The sequence below is a fragment of the Aquimarina macrocephali genome (genome assembly GCF_051627225.1).
Taxonomy (GTDB): Bacteria; Bacteroidota; Bacteroidia; order Flavobacteriales; family Flavobacteriaceae; genus Aquimarina; species Aquimarina macrocephali.
Window position 1 is genome coordinate 1,207,781 of record NZ_CP151795.1, and the last position, 21,492, is coordinate 1,229,272.

The 21,492-nt window shown below is 34.8% G+C and carries 18 protein-coding genes; 11 read left to right on the forward strand and 7 right to left on the reverse strand.

Annotated features, from left to right (window positions below):
• Both topA and AAFU52_RS05350 read right to left on the reverse strand, forming a co-directional pair.
• Positions 1-2,502 carry a type I DNA topoisomerase gene (gene topA, locus AAFU52_RS05345; RefSeq protein ID WP_024771719.1) on the reverse strand — a complete coding sequence of 834 codons (2,502 nt, stop codon included), beginning with the start codon at positions 2,500-2,502 and terminating at the stop codon, positions 1-3.
• Positions 2,503-2,610: 108 nt separating this feature from the next.
• Entirely contained in the window at positions 2,611-3,399 is a 789-nt protein-coding gene (locus tag AAFU52_RS05350) for a hypothetical protein (protein WP_024771718.1), read from the reverse strand.
• A 134-nt stretch (positions 3,400-3,533) separates the two neighbouring features.
• On the opposite strand from AAFU52_RS05350, the gene miaB reads away from it, so the two are divergent.
• The 7 genes from miaB to groL all read left to right on the forward strand — a co-directional run bounded on the left by miaB (position 3,534) and on the right by groL (position 10,349).
• The gene (miaB, locus tag AAFU52_RS05355) at positions 3,534-4,979 is read left to right on the forward strand and encodes a tRNA (N6-isopentenyl adenosine(37)-C2)-methylthiotransferase MiaB (RefSeq protein WP_024771717.1); all 1,446 of its coding nucleotides are present in this window, start codon (positions 3,534-3,536) and stop codon (positions 4,977-4,979) included.
• A 46-nt stretch (positions 4,980-5,025) separates the two neighbouring features.
• Positions 5,026-6,291 carry a sigma 54-interacting transcriptional regulator gene (locus tag AAFU52_RS05360; protein ID WP_438425783.1) on the forward strand — a complete coding sequence of 422 codons (1,266 nt, stop codon included), beginning with the start codon at positions 5,026-5,028 and terminating at the stop codon, positions 6,289-6,291.
• 5 nt (positions 6,292-6,296) lie between these two features.
• Positions 6,297-6,803: an LptE family protein gene (locus AAFU52_RS05365; protein WP_024771715.1), complete on the forward strand. Its 507-nt coding sequence runs from the start codon at positions 6,297-6,299 to the stop codon at positions 6,801-6,803.
• Between the two features lie 60 nt (positions 6,804-6,863).
• On the forward strand, positions 6,864-7,820 hold the full coding sequence (locus AAFU52_RS05370) for a hypothetical protein (RefSeq protein ID WP_438425784.1): 957 nt from the start codon (positions 6,864-6,866) through the stop codon (positions 7,818-7,820).
• A 7-nt stretch (positions 7,821-7,827) separates the two neighbouring features.
• Positions 7,828-8,157: a preprotein translocase subunit SecG gene (gene secG / locus AAFU52_RS05375; protein WP_024771713.1), complete on the forward strand. Its 330-nt coding sequence runs from the start codon at positions 7,828-7,830 to the stop codon at positions 8,155-8,157.
• A gap of 155 nt (positions 8,158-8,312) precedes the next feature.
• Positions 8,313-8,588 carry a co-chaperone GroES gene (locus AAFU52_RS05380; RefSeq protein ID WP_024771712.1) on the forward strand — a complete coding sequence of 92 codons (276 nt, stop codon included), beginning with the start codon at positions 8,313-8,315 and terminating at the stop codon, positions 8,586-8,588.
• Between the two features lie 123 nt (positions 8,589-8,711).
• Entirely contained in the window at positions 8,712-10,349 is a 1,638-nt protein-coding gene (gene groL / locus AAFU52_RS05385; protein ID WP_024771711.1) for a chaperonin GroEL, read from the forward strand.
• 130 nt (positions 10,350-10,479) lie between these two features.
• Here groL and AAFU52_RS05390 read toward each other — a convergent pair whose 3' ends face one another.
• A complete protein-coding gene (locus AAFU52_RS05390) occupies positions 10,480-11,955 on the reverse strand; it encodes a helix-turn-helix domain-containing protein (RefSeq protein WP_024771710.1) in 1,476 nt (491 codons plus the stop codon).
• A 216-nt stretch (positions 11,956-12,171) separates the two neighbouring features.
• On the opposite strand from AAFU52_RS05390, the gene aceB reads away from it, so the two are divergent.
• Together aceB and aceA are read left to right on the forward strand one after the other, a co-directional pair.
• Complete coding sequence (gene aceB, locus AAFU52_RS05395; RefSeq protein WP_438425785.1) at positions 12,172-13,770, forward strand: malate synthase A; 1,599 nt, start codon at positions 12,172-12,174, stop codon at positions 13,768-13,770.
• A 32-nt stretch (positions 13,771-13,802) separates the two neighbouring features.
• Positions 13,803-15,080, forward strand: a complete 1,278-nt coding sequence (gene aceA, locus AAFU52_RS05400) for an isocitrate lyase (protein ID WP_106790747.1) — start codon at positions 13,803-13,805, stop codon at positions 15,078-15,080.
• Positions 15,081-15,181: 101 nt separating this feature from the next.
• On the opposite strand, the gene AAFU52_RS05405 is transcribed toward aceA, so the two are convergent.
• Entirely contained in the window at positions 15,182-15,946 is a 765-nt protein-coding gene (locus tag AAFU52_RS05405) for a M15 family metallopeptidase (protein WP_024771707.1), read from the reverse strand.
• A gap of 193 nt (positions 15,947-16,139) precedes the next feature.
• Positions 16,140-16,694: a DUF3347 domain-containing protein gene (locus AAFU52_RS05410; RefSeq protein WP_152538614.1), complete on the reverse strand. Its 555-nt coding sequence runs from the start codon at positions 16,692-16,694 to the stop codon at positions 16,140-16,142.
• A gap of 196 nt (positions 16,695-16,890) precedes the next feature.
• Between AAFU52_RS05410 and AAFU52_RS05415 the strand changes: the two genes are divergently transcribed.
• Positions 16,891-17,346, forward strand: a complete 456-nt coding sequence (locus AAFU52_RS05415; RefSeq protein WP_438425786.1) for a GAF domain-containing protein — start codon at positions 16,891-16,893, stop codon at positions 17,344-17,346.
• Between the two features lie 42 nt (positions 17,347-17,388).
• Positions 17,389-18,405 (forward strand): UDP-glucose 4-epimerase GalE, encoded by a 1,017-nt coding sequence (galE, locus tag AAFU52_RS05420; RefSeq protein WP_438425787.1) that lies wholly within the window; start codon positions 17,389-17,391, stop codon positions 18,403-18,405.
• A 109-nt stretch (positions 18,406-18,514) separates the two neighbouring features.
• Here the strand turns inward: galE and AAFU52_RS05425 are convergent, their stop codons facing one another.
• Positions 18,515-20,641, reverse strand: a complete 2,127-nt coding sequence (locus AAFU52_RS05425) for a peptidylprolyl isomerase (RefSeq protein WP_024771703.1) — start codon at positions 20,639-20,641, stop codon at positions 18,515-18,517.
• 146 nt (positions 20,642-20,787) lie between these two features.
• Complete coding sequence (locus tag AAFU52_RS05430; protein WP_438425788.1) at positions 20,788-21,480, reverse strand: lysoplasmalogenase; 693 nt, start codon at positions 21,478-21,480, stop codon at positions 20,788-20,790.
• Positions 21,481-21,492 lie beyond the last annotated feature (12 nt).

Here is a 21,492-nt window from a genome sequence, read left to right on the forward strand (position 1 = left end):
TTATTTCTTTTTAGTGGTCTTTTTTGTAGTTTTCTTTTTTGCTGCAGTTTTTTTCTTGGGAGCATTTTTCTCTATAAGATCTTTTACTTTATCCAGCGTTAATTTTGAAGCATCAACAGTCTTAGGTAGTTCAATTTTAACTTTGCCTTTTATAATATTACTGCGACCCCATCTGGCTTTTTCAACCCGAATTCCTTCTTCTTCCCAATTATGAATAACCTTATCAATTTCTTTTTGTTTCTTTTCCTCTATAAGTGACACAACATCATCATCAGATAGATTATCAAAATCATACTTCTTATTTACATTGATAAACATTCCGTTCCACTTAATAAAGGGACCGAATCGGCCTTTACCTTTTTGAACAGGAAGGTCTTCATATACATATATTGGAGCATCTGCTTTTTCTTTAGCATCGATCAACTCGATAGCTCTATCCAAAGAAGTATTTAATGGATCTTCTCCTTTTTCTAAGGAAACAAATTTTTCTCCAAAACGCACATAAGGTCCAAAACGACCATTATTAACTACAATAGTTTCTCCTTTATATTCACCAAGTTCTTTTGGCAACTGAAACAAATCCATTGCTTCTTCAAAAGTAACACCACCTAATGTCTGACCAGGAAGCAAACTAGCAAATTTTGGCTTATCCTCATCATCAACAGTACCAATCTGAACCATTGGTCCAAATTTACCTAATCGCACACTAACCACTTTACCAGTAGTTGGATCTTCTCCCAGAATACGCTCTCCCACTTCTCGTTCTGCATTCTGTGACACATCTTCTACTCTTGGGTGAAACTCTTGATAAAACTCTCTCATCACATGGGTCCAATCTTCCTGCCCTTCTGCTATTTCATCAAAATCCTGCTCTACTTTTGCTGTAAAATTATAATCAAGAATTGAAGCAAAATGATTTACCAGAAAATCATTTACTACCATTCCTACATCGGTTGGAATTAATTTTCCTTTATCACTACCAACTTTCTCAGATAGTTTTTTCTCATTGACAGAATCTCCCGAAAGAATCATCTGAATATAATTACGAACCTCTCCTTCTTTAGATCCTTTTTCTACATAATTCCTATTTTGAATTGTAGAAATCGTAGGAGCATATGTTGATGGTCTTCCTATTCCTAGTTCTTCTAGCTTTTTAACCAATGAGGCTTCTGTATATCGTCCTGGTGCTCTTGTAAATCTTTCTGTTGCAGAAATATAATTATTAAACAAGCTTTCTTGTACTTTCATTGCGGGAAGGATTCCTTCTTGCTCTTCATCCTCGTCATCATTACCTTCTAAATATACTTTCAGAAAGCCTTCAAACTTTATAACCTCACCATTGGCAGTAAATTGCTCTTTATGTGTATTAGCATCAATCCTTACATTAGTTCTTTCTAATCTGGCATCACTCATTTGTGAAGCAATAGCTCGTTTCCAAATCAATTCATATAAACGCTGTTGATCATAATCAACATTTACACTATGCCTTGAAAAGTCTGTAGGGCGTATCGCTTCGTGAGCCTCTTGTGCTCCTTTAGATTTTCCTTTATATTGCCTTGGATTACTATACTCATTACCGTAGGCCGAATCAATTTCTGCCTTTGCACCATTTTGAGCTTCTGTAGATAGGTTAACACTATCTGTTCTCATATATGTAATCAAACCTGCTTCATACAATCGTTGAGCCATCGTCATCGTTTTACTCACAGAGAAGTACAATTTTCTCGAGGCTTCCTGTTGCAAAGTTGATGTTGTAAATGGCGGAGCTGGTGATTTTTTTGCTGGTTTTGTAGAAAGATCTGCAACCTTAAACGATGCTCCAAGGTTCTTCTTCAAAAATGTCTCTGCCTCTTCTTTTGTTTTAAAATTTTTAGGAAGCTTAGCTTTAAAAGATTTACCTGCTTGATTAGAAAACTCTGCATCAATCCTATATGAAGCTTCTGGTTTAAAACCTAAAATATCACGCTCTCGTTCTACTATCAATCGTACTGAAACTGATTGTACTCTTCCTGCAGATAGCCCTCCTTTTACTTTTCTCCATAATACGGGAGACAACTCATATCCAACCAAACGGTCCAAAACACGTCTGGCCTGTTGTGCATTTACAAGGTTATAATCTATAGAACGAGGATTCTCTATCGCTTTAAGAATAGCATTTTTAGTAATCTCATGAAAAACGATACGACGCGTTCTATCTTTATCTAATTTAAGAGTCTCTGCAAGGTGCCACGCAATAGCCTCTCCCTCTCGGTCCTCATCACTTGCTAGCCATACCATATCAGCATTCTTAGAAAGATCTTTCAGCTTTTTTACGACATCCTTCTTATCTTTGGAGACGATATATTTGGGTTTAAAATCCCCTTCAACATCAACCCCTAATTCTTTGGAAGGTAAATCTGCAATATGTCCAAAACTGGATGCAACTGTATAATCTTTTCCAAGAAACTTCTCTATTGTTTTGGCCTTAGCAGGCGACTCCACAATCACTAAATTCTTAGCCATAGTCCTTTAATTTCTGACGACAAAAGTATATCAATTTTTTGATATCAAGATTCTTTATCAAAAAAATTAGTTTAAAAAAAACCTGCCAATCAGCAGGTTTCTTATTTTTTATTTTACAAATAATGTTTCTTTGTTTTCAAATTCGTCATCTTCAAAACCTAATGCATCCTTATATATAAAGTAGATTGGCATAAAAACAAAAGAGGCTGTAAAAAATATCCCTACAAAGCATAATACCATCCCAACTAGTTGAGATAAAATAGATGCTACTATTATTAAGCCGAATGAAATACCCCAAATTTTATTACCCAGTTTAAAGCTAGCTTTTATAAGATCTGAAGCGCTATACTCGGGATGAAAGGCAAATATCACTCCTAATAATTGTAAAGGAACCATTACATAAAAAATCGGAAGGTAGCATAGCATTGCAGCCAAAATCGCTATTCCAAATGTTGCTATTGCCAATGCAAACACTTTTCCTAAATATTTCCCCTTAAGAAACATAAAATATGAAGATGTCTCTGGCAAACCTAAATCTACCTGTTTACAGACCCTATAAAAATGTGCTGTAATCCCAAATTGAAGTGCAGAAGCAATCATAGTTATAACCAAAACCAATATAATAAACAAAAACATTAGACCTACAGATAGCTCTTCACTAGGATACCCGTAGTCACCATATCCTCCATAACTACTTTCGAATCCTGATAAACCTGCAAGAGCAATAATAGGAATATACATCACAAAAAATAAAGGAAGCATAATCAATATAGAAATAAGCAAGTGTACAAATCCCTGAAGCCATACTTTTTTAAAAAGTTCAATACTTTTATTAAAAATATCACCAAAATCCAAAGGCTTACTGTTTTCTATTTTCTCAAAGAGTTTATTTGTCATTACATCTACATTTATGGGTTGAAAGTTATCAAATATAGATTTTTTAGAAAATAAACCTCTGCCACTTTGTCATAAATCGTATTAAAAAGTATCTTTGCACACTATTTGACCCCAATCGATAAGGAATTATTTTTATGGAGAAGATTATTGACGAAAGCATACAGGGACAGTCACTTGCTCTTGATCAGAACAAAGAAAATAAACGTAAGCTTTTTATAGAAAGTTACGGTTGCCAGATGAATTTTAGTGATAGTGAAATTGTCGCTTCCATTCTGGCTAAACAAGGTTTTAATACCACCCAGAATCTCGAAGATGCTGATTTGGTATTAGTAAACACGTGTTCTATTAGAGAAAAAGCTGAGCAAACAGTTAGAAAAAGACTAGAAAAGTATAATGCCGTAAAAAGAATCAACCCAAAAATGAAAGTTGGGGTTCTTGGTTGTATGGCAGAGCGTCTAAAAAGTAAATTCCTAGAAGAAGAAAAAATAGTTGATCTTGTAGTTGGGCCTGATGCATATAAAGATCTCCCTAACCTAATCGAAGAAGTAGATGCAGGACGTAATGCTGTTAATGTTGTCCTCTCTAAAGAAGAAACTTATGGTGATATTGCACCTGTTCGCTTACAAAGCAATGGAGTATCTGCCTTTGTATCTATTACCCGTGGTTGCGACAATATGTGTACATTTTGCGTAGTACCATTTACCAGAGGTAGAGAACGTAGTCGGGATCCCCAAAGTATCTTAAAAGAAATAGATGATCTGGTATCTAAAAATTTTAAAGAAATTACTTTATTAGGGCAAAATGTAGATAGTTATTTATGGTATGGCGGTGGTCTGAAAAAAGATTTTGGCAACGCTAGTGATTTTCAAAAAGCTACAGCAGTAGATTTTACCAAATTGCTGGATATGGCAGCCGAGAGATATCCAAAATTACGCATTCGTTTTTCTACATCTAATCCTCAGGATATGACACTAGATGTAATAGAGATTATGGCAAAACATAAAAATATTTGTAAGCATATCCATCTTCCTATACAAAGCGGAAGTGATCGTATTCTTAAGGAAATGAATCGCTTACACACTCGACAAGAGTATATGGATTTGGTTGATAATATTAAAAAAATAATCCCAGATTGCGCAATTACTCAAGATATGATTATCGGTTTCCCTACAGAAACAGAAGAAGATCATCAAGATACATTATCTCTATTAGAATATGTAAAATATGAACATGGATATATGTATGCTTATTCTGAAAGACCAGGAACACTTGCCGAGCGTAAATTAGAAGATGATGTTCCTGAAGATGTAAAAAAACGAAGACTGGCAGAAGTTATTGCATTACAACGAACACACTGTGCATATAGACATCAGAGCTATCTCGGACAAACTTTTGAAGTATTAATTGAAAAAGAATCTAAAAAATCTGATCAACATTGGAGCGGGAGAACTACAAAAAATATTGTAGCTATATTTCCAAAAGGAGAATATCAAATTGGTGATTTTGTAATGGTTCGTATAGATGAGTGCACCAGTGCAACTTTACTTGGTGAAGCGATTGGATATTCTGAGAATAATTAATTACAACTGTAGACATACAATTAAAACAAAAAAACAAACTCCATAAATGGAATCAATTCAAGCCATAAAACAACGATTCGGAATCATAGGAAACGATCCTAAGTTAAACCGTGCCGTGGAAAAAGCGATCCAGGTAGCCCCAACCGATATTTCGGTTTTAGTGACCGGGGAAAGTGGTGTAGGTAAAGAAAGTATTCCTAAAATCATACACTCTCTATCTCATCGTAAACATGGTAAATACATTGCTGTAAACTGCGGAGCAATACCAGAAGGCACAATAGATAGTGAACTTTTTGGTCATGAAAAAGGAGCTTTTACAGGGGCCACACAAACTCGAAATGGTTATTTTGAAGTAGCCGATGGCGGAACTATATTTCTAGACGAAGTAGGAGAATTACCTCTTACTACACAAGTACGTTTATTAAGAGTATTAGAGAATGGTGAATTTATTAAAGTAGGGTCATCAAAAGTTCAAAAAACAGATGTTCGTATTGTAGCAGCTACCAACGTTAATATGTTTGAAGCCATTAAAAAAGGTAAGTTTAGAGAAGATCTCTACTATCGTCTTAGTACAGTAGAAATTCTTTTACCCCCACTAAGAAATCGCAAAGAAGACATTCATTTACTATTTAGAAAATTTGCTTCTGACTTTGCTACCAAATACAAGATGCCTACAATTCGTCTAAGTGAAGATGCCGTTATCCTGCTAGAAAAACATCGTTGGAGTGGTAATATCAGACAACTGCGCAACGTTGCAGAGCAAATTTCAGTCCTTGAACAAAACAGAACGATAACAGGAGCTACCCTACATGGGTATTTACCAAATATCGGAAGTAATTTACCCGCAGTAATTTCTGCAGATAAAAAAGAAAGTGATTTCAGTAACGAAAGAGAGATATTGTATAAAGTGCTTTTTGATATGAAAAGTGATCTTAATGATCTCAAAAAACTAACCATGGAGCTAATGCAAAGTGGTAATACGCAACAAGTACAAAAAGATAACGAAGGGTTAATTCAGAAAATTTACCAAAAGAAGAAAGAAGAAACACATTTTGAAGAGCCTACAAGACCGGCAACAACCTCTGAAGTGCTCGAAATACCATCTCAAATTGCAATCCAGCGACAAGAAGATGATAAATATCATTTTGCTGAGGAGATTGAAGAAGAAGAAACATTATCATTGCATGATAAAGAACTGGAATTGATTAAAAAGTCTTTAGAACGTCATAGAGGTAAACGCAAAGCAGCAGCAGAAGAATTAGGGATTAGTGAACGCACCTTGTACAGAAAAATAAAACAATACGATTTATAACATTGATGAGAACATTAAAACATATAGCAGCAATATTAATTGTAATAATCTTGTTTCAGGGATGTGGAGCATATTCCTTTACCGGAACAAATATTTCTCCCGACACAAAGACATTTCAAGTTAATTTTTTCCAAAATCAATCCCCGAGAATTTTTCCTGGAGCCGATCAAACTTTTACCAATCAGCTACAAGATTTAATCCTTAATCAAACTAATCTTAGCCTTTCTACTTCTGGAGGAGATATTATATACGAAGGAGAAATCGTACAAGATTATGTTTCTCCAAATACAGCAACATCAAATATAACAGCTGCTCAAAACCGGTTAACTATCGCAGTAAACATGAGGTTTTATGACACAAAAGACCCTACTCAAGATCTGGAACAACGTTTTTCTTTTTTCTTTGATTACCCTGCTTCTTCATCAGAAAACACGATAAGAGATCAGGCCTTGGATGTAATTTTTGAAAGAATCACACAAGATATGTTTAACGCCACCCTTGCCAGATGGTAAAAACAATAGCTATTATTATCAAAGAGTTGAATAATAAATAAAATACATAATTAGTACTAATTGAATATTAAAGAGTTTTCATATTTGCTTCAAAATCCTGCCCAATTAAATAAGGAGCAGGCAAAATCCCTTGAAAAAATAACAAGGACATTCCCTTATTTTCAGTCGGCAAGATCATTGGTATTAAAATCCCTGAAGGATGAGGAAAGTTTTAGATATAATCAGGAATTAAAAACCACTGCAGCATATACTACAGATCGAAGTGTGTTATTTCATTTTATTACTTCTGATCTTTTTAAAGAAAGTAATAATCGTGAAGAAGTAAAAAAGAAACATAAGTCTGACATAAGAGTTATCGATCCTGAAGAGATTAAAACACTCCCCAGAATGGATATGAATGATGCTGTAAGAATGAAAATAGAAGAAGCAGAAGATGTTCTGGATCCTACTTTATTTTCTAAAAGAAAAGAAATCAGCTCTTACAAACAAATCGAATTTGCGGAGTCTGAAACTCCTGATTTAACAGAAAAAGATCAATCAAAAAATACTCAAGACAAAAACAAAACTCCAGAAGAAACTTTACAAATTGATAAACCTCTGGATTTTAATAAAAAAGAAACACATTCTTTTGCAGAATGGTTAAAATTAACCTCTTTAAATCCAATAGATAGAGATTCTAACCAGGAAATCAAGACTCCAATTCCTGAAATTGAAGAAAAAAAGCACGTCAAATCATTAGACCAAAAACATAAATTCGATCTAATTGATGAGTTTATCACTAATAATCCTAAGATACAACCTGCTAACAAAAATACTCCTGCACGCAATCTGGCTAAGGAAAACCTGGTCTCTTCAGACGAATTAATGACAGAAACTTTGGCCAGAGTATATTTGGTTCAAAAAAACTATAAAAAAGCAATTCAGGCTTATAACATATTAATTTTGAAAAATCCCGAAAAAAGTGGTTTCTTTGCAGACCAAATTCGAGCGATAAAAAAATTACAAGAAAATAAATAACAATATAATGACAACGTTTTCAATATTTTTAATACTAATCGTTATCGTATCTTTTTTACTGGTAATAGTAATTATGGTACAGAACCCTAAAGGAGGTGGATTATCTTCTTCTTTTGGTGGTGGTGGAACACAACAACTAGGTGGTGTAAAAAAGACTACAGATTTCTTAGACAAGAGTACTTGGACTTTAGCTACGCTATTACTGGTATTAATCCTACTATCTAATATAGATTTAATGGGTGGAAGTTCTATTCCAGAATCAAAAGTTAACACTGAAGATGTTCAGGTAGAAACTCCTGTAACTCCTCCAGCAACAGGAAAAGATGACAAAGAATAACATCTTTTAAAAAAAGCAACAACAAAAATGTCGACTTGTCATATAGTCGACATTTTTTGTTTCAATTTGTCAGTATCGCCCCACTGGCATAATTTCTGAAATAAGAAGCATCGAAGATTTCATTTTAATTTTAACAAAAAAAACAACAAATCATAATGGGAGTAAACATCAAACCTCTTTCAGACCGCGTAGTTGTAGAGCCACTTCCCGCAGAGACGCAGACAGCATCAGGATTATTTATTCCTGACTCAGCCCAGGAAAAACAACAAAAAGGTAAAGTAGCTGCTGTAGGTGGCGGTAAAAAAGATCACGACATGACTGTTAAAGTTGGTGATACCGTACTTTACGGTAAATATTCTGGTACCGAATTAAAATTAGATGGAAAGGATTATTTAATCATGCGTGAGGATGATATCCTTGCTATCGTATAAGAAAGTATCAATTTAAAAATCACAAAAAAACAAATCCACTACTTTATTCAATAAATTCCATTAAGATATTCTGGAAGTTTTGAATGTTGAGATTTGGATTTTAATTTTTTAAAAAAATTAATTATGGCAAAAGACATAAAATTTGACATAGAAGCACGTGACGGTATCAAACGTGGTGTAGATGCATTAGCTAATGCGGTAAAAGTAACTTTAGGACCTAAAGGTCGTAATGTAATTATCAGTAAATCTTTTGGAGCTCCCACAGTAACCAAAGATGGTGTTTCTGTAGCTAAAGAAGTTGAACTTGAGGATGCTCTTGAGAATATGGGAGCACAAATGGTAAAAGAAGTAGCTTCTAAGACGAATGATCTTGCAGGAGATGGTACTACCACAGCAACAGTATTAGCACAAGCTATCGTAAAAGAAGGGCTTAAGAATGTAGCAGCTGGCGCAAATCCAATGGATCTTAAGCGTGGTATTGATAAAGCTGTAAAAGCGATCACAGAAGATCTTTCAAAACAAACAAAAGAAGTAGGTGACTCTTCTGATAAAATCAAACAAGTAGCAGCTATTTCTGCTAACAATGATGAAACTATTGGAGATCTTATTGCCAAAGCTTTTGAGAAAGTTGGTAAAGAAGGAGTAATCACAGTAGAAGAAGCAAAAGGAACAGATACCACTGTAGATATCGTAGAAGGAATGCAATTTGATAGAGGATACCTTTCTCCATACTTTGTGACCAACAGCGAAAAAATGACAGCTGATCTGGAAACACCATATATCTTACTTTATGACAAGAAGATTTCTGCTATGAAAGACCTTCTTCCTGTCTTAGAGCCTGTTGCTCAAACTGGAAAACCACTTTTGATCATCGCAGAAGATGTAGATGGAGAAGCATTAGCAACACTTGTAGTAAATAAACTACGAGGAGCACTTAAAATTGCAGCTGTAAAAGCTCCAGGTTTTGGAGACAGACGTAAAGCAATGTTAGAAGATATTGCTATCCTAACAGGAGGTACTGTAATTTCTGAAGAGCGTGGTTTTACATTAGAAAACACTACTATTGAGCACTTAGGTACTGCTGAAAAAGTGGCTATTGATAAGGATAACACTACTGTAGTTAATGGTTCTGGTGATAATGATTTAATCAAAAACAGAGTAAATCAAATCAAAGCACAAATAGAAACTACTACTTCTGACTATGACAAAGAGAAGCTACAAGAGCGTTTAGCAAAGTTAGCTGGTGGTGTTGCCGTACTATATGTAGGTGCTGCTTCAGAAGTAGAAATGAAAGAAAAGAAAGACCGTGTAGATGATGCACTTCATGCTACTCGTGCTGCTGTAGAAGAAGGTATTGTTGCCGGTGGTGGTGTTGCCTTGGTAAGAGCTAAAGCTGTATTAGACAAAGTAAAAACCGAGAACGCTGATGAGGCTACAGGTGTACAAATTGTAAACCGTGCAATCGAATCACCACTTAGAACAATTGTAGAAAATGCTGGAGGCGAAGGGTCTGTAGTAATTTCTAAAGTTCTTGAAGGTAAAGACAATTTTGGATATGATGCCAAATCTGAAGATTATGTAGATATGCTAAAAGCGGGAATCATCGATCCTAAAAAGGTAACACGTATAGCTCTTGAAAATGCAGCTTCTGTATCAGGTATGATTCTTACTACAGAATGTGCACTAATAGACATTAAAGAAGATGCTCCAGCCGGAGGTGCAATGCCACCAATGGGCGGAGGTATGCCAGGAATGATGTAGTCGTCCGGCGACAGCAAAAATATTTAGCAAGTTTGTGAATATAAATTTGTTAAGAGTACAAAACCCCATTCTGAAAATTCAGGATGGGGTTTTCTTTTACCGAAAAGGCGGTCTTTAAACTTGTCTAATACTAAGAATATTGTTTCATAATACCTTCTACCAACTCTGCCGTCTTTTTATGTTTCTCCTTAGCTAATAATTGCTTTGGAGGAGCCATCCTAACTTCACAATCTACCAGCGAACATGATTCGCAAGTGACTCCTACTTTTTCCTCTAATATTTTTGCATCATTAACAAAATTGATTTTTTTCTCTAGAGTAGAGGACTTTAAAAATCCAATTCCAATACTACGATAATAGTCTTTTCTAAAAGGGTCCTTTGTTGCCGAAGTAAATACCAGGTATTGCTGGTCTGTATCTACATAATCAGAGATTTGGATATTAAACGCGTAATCCAAATCCTCAGTAGCTGTATGCTGTAAAATCTTTATAGCCATCCACCGTCTACAGTAATGCTCATTCACCTCATTAGCATGAGGTTGCTGTTGATGTGTGATGTGCAGCTCTTTAACCAAATTAAACTTCTCTGCCCCTAGTTTATGAGTAAACCGGAGAAAGAATACATTTTGCATACCAAAATCTTTTGGCAATACATTGGTAAGACGTTGATAAAAAGATTCTGGAGAAGCGTTGTACAATTTCATAATCTTATGAAAAGCTTTCTCAGAAAATCGTTTCATTGAAAATAACTCTTTAAGATGTTCTTTCAAATGAGCTCTGGGAATAATTAAGGCTCCAGCAAAGTACGACGCATAAAAATTATGTAACACTTCTTCAAAATTATCATACTTTATCCATGAAAAGGTATAAGGTCTTTCGGTAATTTCCAGATATTGATACCCTAGCTCCTTAGCATAAATAAAAGTTTTTTGAGCTTCATCTACTCGATCTGATAGTAAAAGTGTTTTAGTAGATGGCACAAATACCGATCTCAGGTTATCCAATTCTTCCTGTTTAGGAATCCCGGCGGCATTAATTGTATACCCATATTCTTCTTTAAGAATATCCTCTAAATCAGCCGAAGTAATTTTTCCGCCTAAATCCAACTGATATGAGTTTGCACATCGTACAGCCTTATCTTCAAGGTCTTTAAAAAAGTTATTATGTGCCTCTTGATAAGATCGCAATGAAGCCAGATAAAAACCTTCTCTGCTCATATTATAATGCTGTGCAATCTCAATAATCGTACTTATAAATGCATTAACTTTTGATGGTGCATTTGCTATAATATCAATTAAATCGCTTTGCTGTATCCCGAACAGTTCTAACGGAATCTCATCTAATATCCCAGATTGCAAAATTTCACCAATAGGTGCCAGATTTTTATCCAATTTTAGAGAAACCAAATTATCATAAGGAACATCAAATGTCTCAGCAAGTTTGATAATTTTATCTGTCTTAGGGTACTTTTTTCCTTTTTCTATTTCATTTAAATACGATTTAGAAAGTCCGCATAACTTCGATAATCCAAAAAGAGATAAATCCTTCTCTGTTCGTATCTGCTTGATTTTCAGGCCAAAAATCAATCTAATATATTCTTCTGCTATTGCCATAAGTTCAAAAGTAACCATTTTTGCGTAATTCTCGAAAAAACAAAAAGTTCACATTTAGCGAACGTTCGCTTGTTTTATAAAAAACTTTTTTATAATATTGTTCACTCAAACGATATTAGTCATGGAAGCCCATAATGGGTATTAAGAAAAATCATCATTGACAGGCGCATTATATCAATAGATTAACCAGTCATTTAAATTTTTAAACAGATGGAAATTCAAACAAACCTTAGTCAGAGAATTAGCTTCGCCAAAGAAGTTAAAAACTACCATCCCGAAATATTGACCGATGGAGCCCTGATCTTTTTAGAAGCCTTACAAAATCGTTTTAATGAAAGGCGATTAGTCCTTTTAAAAAACCGTGAAAGCCAACAACAACTATTTGATTTGGGAACTCACCCTTCTTTTCCAGAAAACACCAAGGAGATTCGCAATAGCGAATGGGCAGCCGCACCAATTCCTATGGATCTACAAGATCGAAGAGTCGAAATCACAGGGCCTGTTGAGAGAAAAATGGTAATTAACGCTTTAAACTCTGGCGCCAAAACATTTATGGCCGACTTCGAGGACAGCAATGCTCCCCTTTGGGAAAACTGTCTTCAAGGGCAAAAAAACTTGAAAGATGCGGTTAACAAAACGATTTCGTTTTATAACCCAAAAAGAGACAAAACCTATAAGCTCAATGAAAAAACAGCCACATTAATCGTAAGACCCAGAGGTTTACATCTTAACGAAAAACACCTTTTAACAAAAGGAGAAGAAATATCTGCTTCCCTATTTGATTTTGCTTTGTATCTGTTTCATAACAATGAACAGCTTAAAGAAAACGGTACTGGACCTTATTATTACATCCCTAAACTAGAGCATTTTACCGAAGCTATATGGTGGAATGATGTGATTGATTTTTCTGAAGAATATTTAGGTATGGAACACGGAACAGTAAAAGTGACTGTTTTGGTAGAAACTATTACAGCAAGTTTTCAACTCGATGAAATTATCTATGCATTAAAAGATCATATCGTTGGATTGAATTGCGGAAGATGGGATTATATTTTCAGCTACATTAAAAAATTAAGAAATCATCCAGGATTCGTAGTTCCAGATCGTGCCCAGGTAACAATGACCAGCCCTTTTATGGATGCATATAGCAAGCTGGTAATTCAAAGATGTCATAAAAGGAATATCCTGGCAATAGGTGGTATGGCTGCACAAATCCCGATTAAAGAAGACGAAGACAGAAATGCAATTGCTTATGCCAAAGTACAAGCCGATAAAGAACGAGAAGTAAAAAACGGTCATGACGGCACATGGGTAGCACATCCAGGACTGGTAGCATTGGCAATGCGTGTATTTGATACTCATATGCCAAACCCTAATCAAATGGATGTTAAACGTGATGATATAAACATTACCGAAAATGATCTTTTAGCGATCCCAAAAGGTACCATTACCGAAAAAGGAATACGGCAAAATATTAATGTAGGAATTCATTATATCGCAACCTGGTTAGGAGGTAATGGAGCAGTAGCACTATACCATCTAATGGAAGATGCAGCTACTGCAGAAATTAGCAGAACTCAAATATGGCAATGGCTACAACAGGAAGTGACTTTAGATGACGGCAGAACACTCAATAACTCGTTATTTAACAGTCTTTTTAAAGATGAACTTAAGGTAATTAAAAAGCAGGTAGGAAGTTCACTCTTCGAAACCGAAAATTATCAAAATGCCATCCAGATTTTCGAAAAACTGGTAACATCTGATGAGTTTGAAGAATTCCTCACCAATAGAGCATATCAATACATATAAAATAAATCAATATATAGTAAAATCAATAAGTCATGAACACAGAACAAAGAATAGAAGAATTGATTATCGATTGGACTACAAATCCAAGATGGAAAAATGTAGAACGTCCGTATACTGCCGAAGAAGTAGTAAAATTACAAGGATCATACAAAATCGAACATAGTGTAGCCAAACAAGGTTCGGAAAAACTATGGATGAAATTAAAAACACAGGGGTTTATAGCGGGATTAGGTGCGCTAACAGGTAATCAGGCAGTACAGGAAGTAGAAGCTGGGTTAGAAGCTATATATTTAAGCGGATGGCAGGTGGCTGCAGATGCTAATCTTGCAGGGCAAATGTATCCGGATCAATCTCTATACCCTGTTAATAGTGTTCCGCAAGTAGTAAAGAGAATCAATAACGCTTTGCTAAGAGCAGATCAAATACAAGTAGTAAATGGTGAAGAAAACAAAAAGGATTATTTAGTTCCTATCGTAGCAGATGCCGAAGCTGGTTTTGGAGGAAACCTAAATGCTTTTGAATTGATGAAATCTATGATTGAGTCGGGCGCCAGTGGAGTTCATTTTGAGGATCAATTAAGTTCTGCAAAAAAGTGTGGGCACCTTGGTGGAAAAGTATTAGTTCCCACTCAGGAGGCGATTAACAAATTAGTAGCAGCTCGTCTTGCTGCAGATGTAATGGGAGTACCAGCAGTTATTATTGCGCGTACCGATGCCGATGCAGCCAATTTATTGACCAGTGATGTAGACGAACGTGACAGAAAGTTTGTTACAGGAGAACGCACAGATGAAGGTTTCTTTCATGTAAATAACGGAATAGAGCAAGGTATAGACAGAGGACTATCATATGCGCCATATGCGGATCTAATTTGGATGGAAACCAGTAATCCAGATTTAGAACAAGCTCGTAAATTTGCTGAAGCTATCCATGCCAAATATCCAGATCAAATGCTGGCGTACAATTGTTCTCCTTCTTTTAATTGGGCTGCAAAGCTTTCTGTTTCAGAAATGGAAACATTTAGAGAAGAGTTAGCCGCCATGGGATATAAATTTCAATTTATTACTCTTGCAGGATTTCATGCATTAAACACAAGTATGTTTGAATTATCTAAAGCATATAAAGAAAGAGGAATGGCAGGCTATTCTGAATTACAAGAAAGGGAATTTGCGCTACAAAAAGATGGATTTCGCGCAGTAAAACATCAAGGATTTGTAGGCACTACCTATTTTGATGCTGTACAAAATACAGTAACTGCAGGTAAAGCTTCGACTGTTGCTATGGAAGGCAGCACAGAAGTCGAGCAGTTCTAAATACAAAGCATGATTTTTCCGATTTTTACAATTATTGTGCTCTAAAAACGGCATTCATTAAGATGAGTGTCGTTTTTTTTAGTCATTGCCTACCTCAGGTATTAATCACATTTCCACTTGAAATCCGATATTTTATACTTTGTATTTCCTTTAAAATTATAGTGCCACCATTCTGTTTTTATAGTCTTAAAGCCATGCTTCTCCATAGCTTCCCTTAATAGCTTACGATGTCCAAGTACCGTTTGCGAAAGTGAGCTGTAAGAATGATGTGCTTTTTTTCCAAAATGGTCAAAGTCTGTACCCATATCAACATGCCCACCTGCTGATCTGACTAAAGTAATATCTACAGCTGCTCCTCTATTATGCACTGATCCCCCCTTAGGATCTGCAACATATCCAGGATTAGGAAAAATCTTCCACATTTTTTTCTGCACACTGTATGGGCGATAGCAGTCAAAAAATTGTATTCTATACCCTTGAGCAAGTAAATCATTATTTACCTTTATAAGTGCTTCTGCCACATCTTTTCTAACAAAGCATTTGGCACAAGAATAGACTTTTTCCTTTAAAAAATTATCAGAAGTAGCATATTTCATATCCAAAATAAACTCACTAGACATGCTCTCTATGTTTACAAAATCTTTATCATTTGAAGTGACTTGTATACTCGGCCCACCGATAAGCATTACTATCGAATCTTTTTTTCTGAGCATACTCTGTTCAACTTTTTTCCCCCGTAACTGTAGTGCTTTAGATTTTTCTATAAGAGCAACCGTCCGGGCTGTAGGCCCAGAAACTATTTTTGCTTCACTACAGGAAAAAAAGAGTACAGAAAAAATCAACAAGACTAATTTTTTCTCAATCATATCCTTTTTGTTTTATCCCAATTACAATACTAATCCAGTACATTTTTAATATCACCAATTTCCCTCAAAATTAGTTTATCTACGTACTTGATTTCTTTAAATATAATCAATATTTCTATCATAAGTATTTTCTTACTTCTCTATAGACAAAATATTTTTTATATTTTATATTAAAATAACATGAATTCACCTGTTATTTAAACGTCTTTTCTACACTTCCGCAGACAAGCATCCCTTTTCCATAATACGGATTTCTAACCTCTTCAGAATCAGATAACCAATATCCTCCTTCTCCATCAAATGCCATAGGACAGAACTGCTTATACACTTCTCCCGATGTAATTTCAGCGTTACCAACTAGTTTTTCCACTTCACTAGTTAATGTAACAAAAAAATCACGTTGCTTTTTAATGTCTTTGGTTAGTGAAATGAGTTTTGAAACTGCTTTAAGTTGCACATTCTCTTCTGAATCTTCAATAACAGCTTCTAATTTTTTTGTTTCTACCTGTACAACATCACTTTTAGAATTTACCAAAGCAGCCTTTACAGATAGATACAAACCATATATTTCTTGAATTTTCACATCAGAAAACTTAACTTCTGATCTAGAATCTGTCTTATTATAATCTACAGTTTCATTTACACTTTCATCAATAATAACCGATTCGGGCTTCTTGTCTTTATTACAAGATATGACCGCTAGAGCCATAAACACTACTACTACAAAAAATCTTCCTGTTGTTTTCAAAACACTATATATGTAATTATATATTAAAAATTAATCTAGTTTCTTTACTATTAAGGCATCAAAAATACTCTATATATAAAACAATCACCAATGCATTTTTATTTTTTGAAAGATTTTTTAACAAAACAATACCATTCTAAATAAGAGGCTTTTATAATTTTTTTAGATATTTTTGCCGGGAAAAAATTGTACAGGAATGCTTTTTGAAGATTTAAAACCCCAAGTTACTCATATACTTAAAGATAATGATGAATCTGTCACAGATAGATTGTATATGATTTGCAAACTACTTAAAGAAAATATAGACCACTATGACTGGGTTGGTTTTTATTTTAAAAACGAAGATAAAGAAGAGTTAAAGCTACGCACATATGTTGGCGAAAAAACAGATCACGAAATCATTCCCTTTGGAAAAGGAATCTGTGGTCAGGTTGCTATTTCTAATGAGAATTTTGTGGTTCCGGATGTGCAAGCGCAAAATAATTATATTGCATGCAGCCTAACTGTTAAATCCGAAATCGTAGTCCCTCTATTCAAGAACGGAGAAAATATCGGCCAGATTGATATTGACTCTGAGAGCTCAGATCCATTTACAGAAAAAGATGAGCGATTTTTAGAATTTGTAAATCAAGAAGTTGCTAAAATCCTTTAATTATTGTTCCTTCGTTGGTGCGAATATTAAATCATTTTACATATGAAAATCTTAGTCACGGGGGGATTGGGGTTTATTGGTTCTCACACCGTTGTAGAGTTACAAAACAAAGGGTATGAAGTTGTTATTATTGACAATTGTTCGAATTCATCACCCGATGTGATTAAAGGAATTTGTGAAATCACAGGAAAAGATCTTGTTTTTGAAAAATTTGATCTTAGAGAAAAGGATAAGGTTCAAGAGTTCTTTAAACGTCATAATGACATAGAAGGGGTTATTCATTTTGCAGCATCAAAAGCCGTAGGTGAAAGCGTAGAAAAACCTTTATTATACTATGAGAATAATTTATCGACTCTGGTATATATCCTGCAACAATTAGCCGACAAAGCATCGGCTAGTTTTATTTTTAGTTCTTCCTGCACTGTATATGGCCAAGCAGATGAGTTACCAATCACAGAAGATGCCCCGGTTAAAACAGCAGAATCTCCTTACGGAAACACAAAACAGATTGGAGAAGAGATCATAAGAGATACCTGCAAAGTACACCCAGCCTTAAAAGCTATTGCTTTACGTTATTTTAATCCAATTGGAGCGCATCCTTCGGCAGAAATCGGAGAACTACCTATTGGGGTTCCTCAAAACCTGATTCCTTTTATTACACAAACTGCAATAGGACTAAGAGAGCAATTGTCTGTGTTTGGTGATGATTACCCTACATCAGACGGAACTTGCATTAGAGACTACATACATGTCGTAGATCTTGCAAAAGCTCACGTAGTAGCCTTACAACGATTGCTAGACGGTAAGAATGCATCTAATTACGAAGTATTTAATGTAGGCACCGGAACAGGAAGTTCTGTTCTTGAAGTGATACAATCCTTTGAAAAAGTATCTAAGGAAAAATTAAATTATAAAATTGTAGAAAGAAGAGAAGGCGATATCACAGCAGCCTATGCAGATACTACTAAAGCAAATAATGAACTAGGATGGAAAGCAAAAAGTAGTTTAGACGATTCTCTTACTTCTGCCTGGAAATGGGAACAAAAGGTTAGAGGTTAGAGGTTAGAGGTTAGAGGTTAGAAACAAAAAATTAGAACTGATAAAATAAAAAATCCTGAAGAATAATTCTTCAGGATTTTTATTTTATCATATCAATCTACTATATCTTCTAGTAGAATTTAGATCTCTTATCTTCTATTTCTGCAGCCTCTTTAAGTGCTTCAAAAACTTTAGTATTAACTGCTCCTGTCTGAGTTTTAGAAGCTTGTGATGCATAGCTCATGTATGTATCTAAACCACTGGCTGGTGTTTTCTTAGTTACTTCTATAACATACACTCCATTATTACCAACAATAGGACCAGACATCTTTCCTGATTCTAAAGCAAAGGCTGCTCCCACTACTTTTGGTTCAGTTCCCGCTCCACCAATAGTTGGAGTTTTCATGGTTAATGCAGAAGCAACTTTCACAGTTTGCCCTTGACTTTGAGCGATTGCATCAAGTGCGCTACCAGAAATTTTACTTTTTAATTTTTCTGCCTTCTTTTCTTTAACCAAGATTGGTTTTATAGTTAAACTTGCATCTTCTACTTTCATTGATCCCTCATCTTCTTTTTCAGTTAATTGAACTACCGCATAACCTTCAGGAATATCAAAGCGTTTTATTTCACCTACTTTAGATTCCTCGTTAAAAGCCCATTGCACAATTGCTCTTCTAGCTCCTAACCCAGGAATATTTTCATCTAATTCTTTGATTTTATTTACTGGTCGTACAGCTAATTCATTTTCTTTAGAAACTTCCTCAAAATCTTTATCTCTAGCTGAAATCTGAAATTTGGTTGTTTCAGTAAAAATAGCATTGATAGTTTTTTCACTTGGCTCAACCTTTTGAGCTACTGTAGCTACTTTTATAGCTTTTTGCTCATTTTTTTGATCTTCTATATTTATAATATGATATCCAAATTGTGTTTCTATAATTCCCTGATCTCCAGTTTTGTTTTCGAAACAATAATCATTAAAAGCAGGAACCATTCTACCTGGTGAGAAATACCCAAGATCCCCTCCTTTATCTTTACTAGAAGTATCTGCAGAGAATTGTGTTGCCAGCGCCGAGAATTGTGTATTATCTGCTTTGGTTACTGCAATAATACTATCTGCTAAGGTCTTTGCTTCTTCTTTAGTTCGTTTTGTATCACCTGCAGTACCTAATCCAGCCCAAGAAACCAAAATATGACTTGCTTTAACCGAGTCTGGTATTTGCTTTTGCGCAACTACCTTTGAAATTTTAATGTAATCTCCATCTTTATACGGACCATACACATCTCCTATACCAAGGTTATAAATTGTATCTGCCTCTGTAGTTGGTAAATCTTTTTTAAACTTAAATCCACCATCAAACTTTACAGCAGAATTTTGATTTACAAACTCTTCTGCATCTTTTACATCAATATTTTTGAATCCCAAAATCGAATCATTCGTTTTGGTTGCTTCATTAAATTCTACTTTATCATCTAATAATGCAGCTACTTCTGCTTTTACCTGATTCTCATCTTCTTCGCTAGGAACTTCATTAAATAACACATAACGTATACTTCTTGAGGCTTCTGCTTTATATTGATCTTTATGAGCATCGATATACGCTTTAATTTCTGCATCAGTCACCTCTACTTCTGTATCTTCAATACTTGAAAACGGAAGTTGTACATATTTGATATCTACATTGTCGTTTTCCATTTTATAAGCCAGCTCTCCTTCTTTTAGAGTAGATCCTACACCAGCTTTAATCATATTAAGATAAGTTTGCTCTCTAGCACCTTTACTTACAGAAACTTCAAAATCTAACCATTGTTGATATGCTTGTGGCGAAGTAGCTTTTACATTAGCAACATACTCTTGCATTTTGGCTTTATCAAAAACTCCAGCTTCGTTTAGAAATGTAGGGTTACTTGCTAATGATTCTTCTAATAACTGATTTACCTGATCTTCTCCTACTCTAATATTTAGTTCTTCGAATTGCTCTTCAAAAACTGTTTCTCTCAATTCTTGATTCCATACATAATTTACAGCCTGGATACTTGATGTTCCTCCTCCGAAACTTCTTGATGCCAGTTCTACTTTTCTAGCAAACTCTGTTCGATCAATATCTTTTCCGTTTATTGTTGCAATCGTATTTTCAGCTTTCTGGGAAATAGCCCCTCCATTACGAATCAAATCTGCTAACACAAAAGAGAAAAGTGCAAGTGCAATGATTACGATTAGAAAAACCGAACGCTGTCTGATTTTATTTAAAACTGCCATGGTATATTATAATTTATTCAAAATATAGTGGGCGAAAATACCATTTTATTGTAATAATACCAATTAAAAAACTGAAAGTCTTATGAAGTTTTAACTCTTTCGGTTTTTAATATAGAATAGTGTGGTTTCTACGTACTTTTATTACTTTAAAAAATTTGATTTTTTTGCCTTAAAACACCACAAACAATCAAAAGCTGAGCTGCTGCATATGTAGTCATAATCCATATGTTACTCATAGGCAAAGACTGATAAAACATTGTAAATGCCAAAATGCTATCAGAGATCATAAAAAACAGGGAACCTATAAAAACCATAAGAAAGCTCATTTGAGAGACTCGTTTCTCTCTTAAATATGATGCATTTGACATTAACAAAATCACGATCATATACACTATCACAGGGATTAACATATCTCCTAGCCCAGAGTATAACAAATAGAACAAACCTGCTCCATAAGCAACGGTTAGTATAAGAAAAATCTTATTTTTTTTGTGCTTATTATGCTTTTTAAGAAACACCAAAATATACATTATATGTGCCAGCAAAAACATAACCAAACCTGCAATAAAGAAAAGTTGAGATTGTACAACAAATAAAAGTAGTATATCTCCGGCTAAAGAAAACAACAAGGCCAATATCATTAATCTAAATACAGAAATACCCAGTCCCTTTCTATGTACCAAAAAAAAGATGATTAATGAACCTAGAATTGAAGGTTTTGTAATATTTCTAAAATCCGAGTACGCTTCATTACTACTACAAACCAGATCACATATCACAACAATGATGTAAACTACAACAAATACTACAATCCCCCGGTTTTGTGTTTTTTTGCTCATCGCAATAGTATT

What these genes read in the sequence shown, in the direction of transcription:
- secG (WP_024771713.1), top strand. Translation starts at nt 7,828, where the DNA reads ATGACAACGTTTTCAATATTTTTAATACTAATCGTTATCGTATCTTTT.
- AAFU52_RS05360 (WP_438425783.1), top strand. Translation starts at nt 5,026, where the DNA reads ATGGAATCAATTCAAGCCATAAAACAACGATTCGGAATCATAGGAAAC.
- aceB (WP_438425785.1), top strand. Translation starts at nt 12,172, where the DNA reads ATGGAAATTCAAACAAACCTTAGTCAGAGAATTAGCTTCGCCAAAGAA.
- AAFU52_RS05365 (WP_024771715.1), top strand. Translation starts at nt 6,297, where the DNA reads ATGAGAACATTAAAACATATAGCAGCAATATTAATTGTAATAATCTTG.
- AAFU52_RS05415 (WP_438425786.1), top strand. Translation starts at nt 16,891, where the DNA reads ATGCTTTTTGAAGATTTAAAACCCCAAGTTACTCATATACTTAAAGAT.
- topA (WP_024771719.1), bottom strand. Translation starts at nt 2,502, where the DNA reads ATGGCTAAGAATTTAGTGATTGTGGAGTCGCCTGCTAAGGCCAAAACA.
- AAFU52_RS05350 (WP_024771718.1), bottom strand. Translation starts at nt 3,399, where the DNA reads ATGACAAATAAACTCTTTGAGAAAATAGAAAACAGTAAGCCTTTGGAT.
- AAFU52_RS05405 (WP_024771707.1), bottom strand. Translation starts at nt 15,946, where the DNA reads ATGATTGAGAAAAAATTAGTCTTGTTGATTTTTTCTGTACTCTTTTTT.
- galE (WP_438425787.1), top strand. Translation starts at nt 17,389, where the DNA reads ATGAAAATCTTAGTCACGGGGGGATTGGGGTTTATTGGTTCTCACACC.
- AAFU52_RS05425 (WP_024771703.1), bottom strand. Translation starts at nt 20,641, where the DNA reads ATGGCAGTTTTAAATAAAATCAGACAGCGTTCGGTTTTTCTAATCGTA.
- AAFU52_RS05380 (WP_024771712.1), top strand. Translation starts at nt 8,313, where the DNA reads ATGGGAGTAAACATCAAACCTCTTTCAGACCGCGTAGTTGTAGAGCCA.
- groL (WP_024771711.1), top strand. Translation starts at nt 8,712, where the DNA reads ATGGCAAAAGACATAAAATTTGACATAGAAGCACGTGACGGTATCAAA.
- AAFU52_RS05430 (WP_438425788.1), bottom strand. Translation starts at nt 21,480, where the DNA reads ATGAGCAAAAAAACACAAAACCGGGGGATTGTAGTATTTGTTGTAGTT.
- miaB (WP_024771717.1), top strand. Translation starts at nt 3,534, where the DNA reads ATGGAGAAGATTATTGACGAAAGCATACAGGGACAGTCACTTGCTCTT.
- aceA (WP_106790747.1), top strand. Translation starts at nt 13,803, where the DNA reads ATGAACACAGAACAAAGAATAGAAGAATTGATTATCGATTGGACTACA.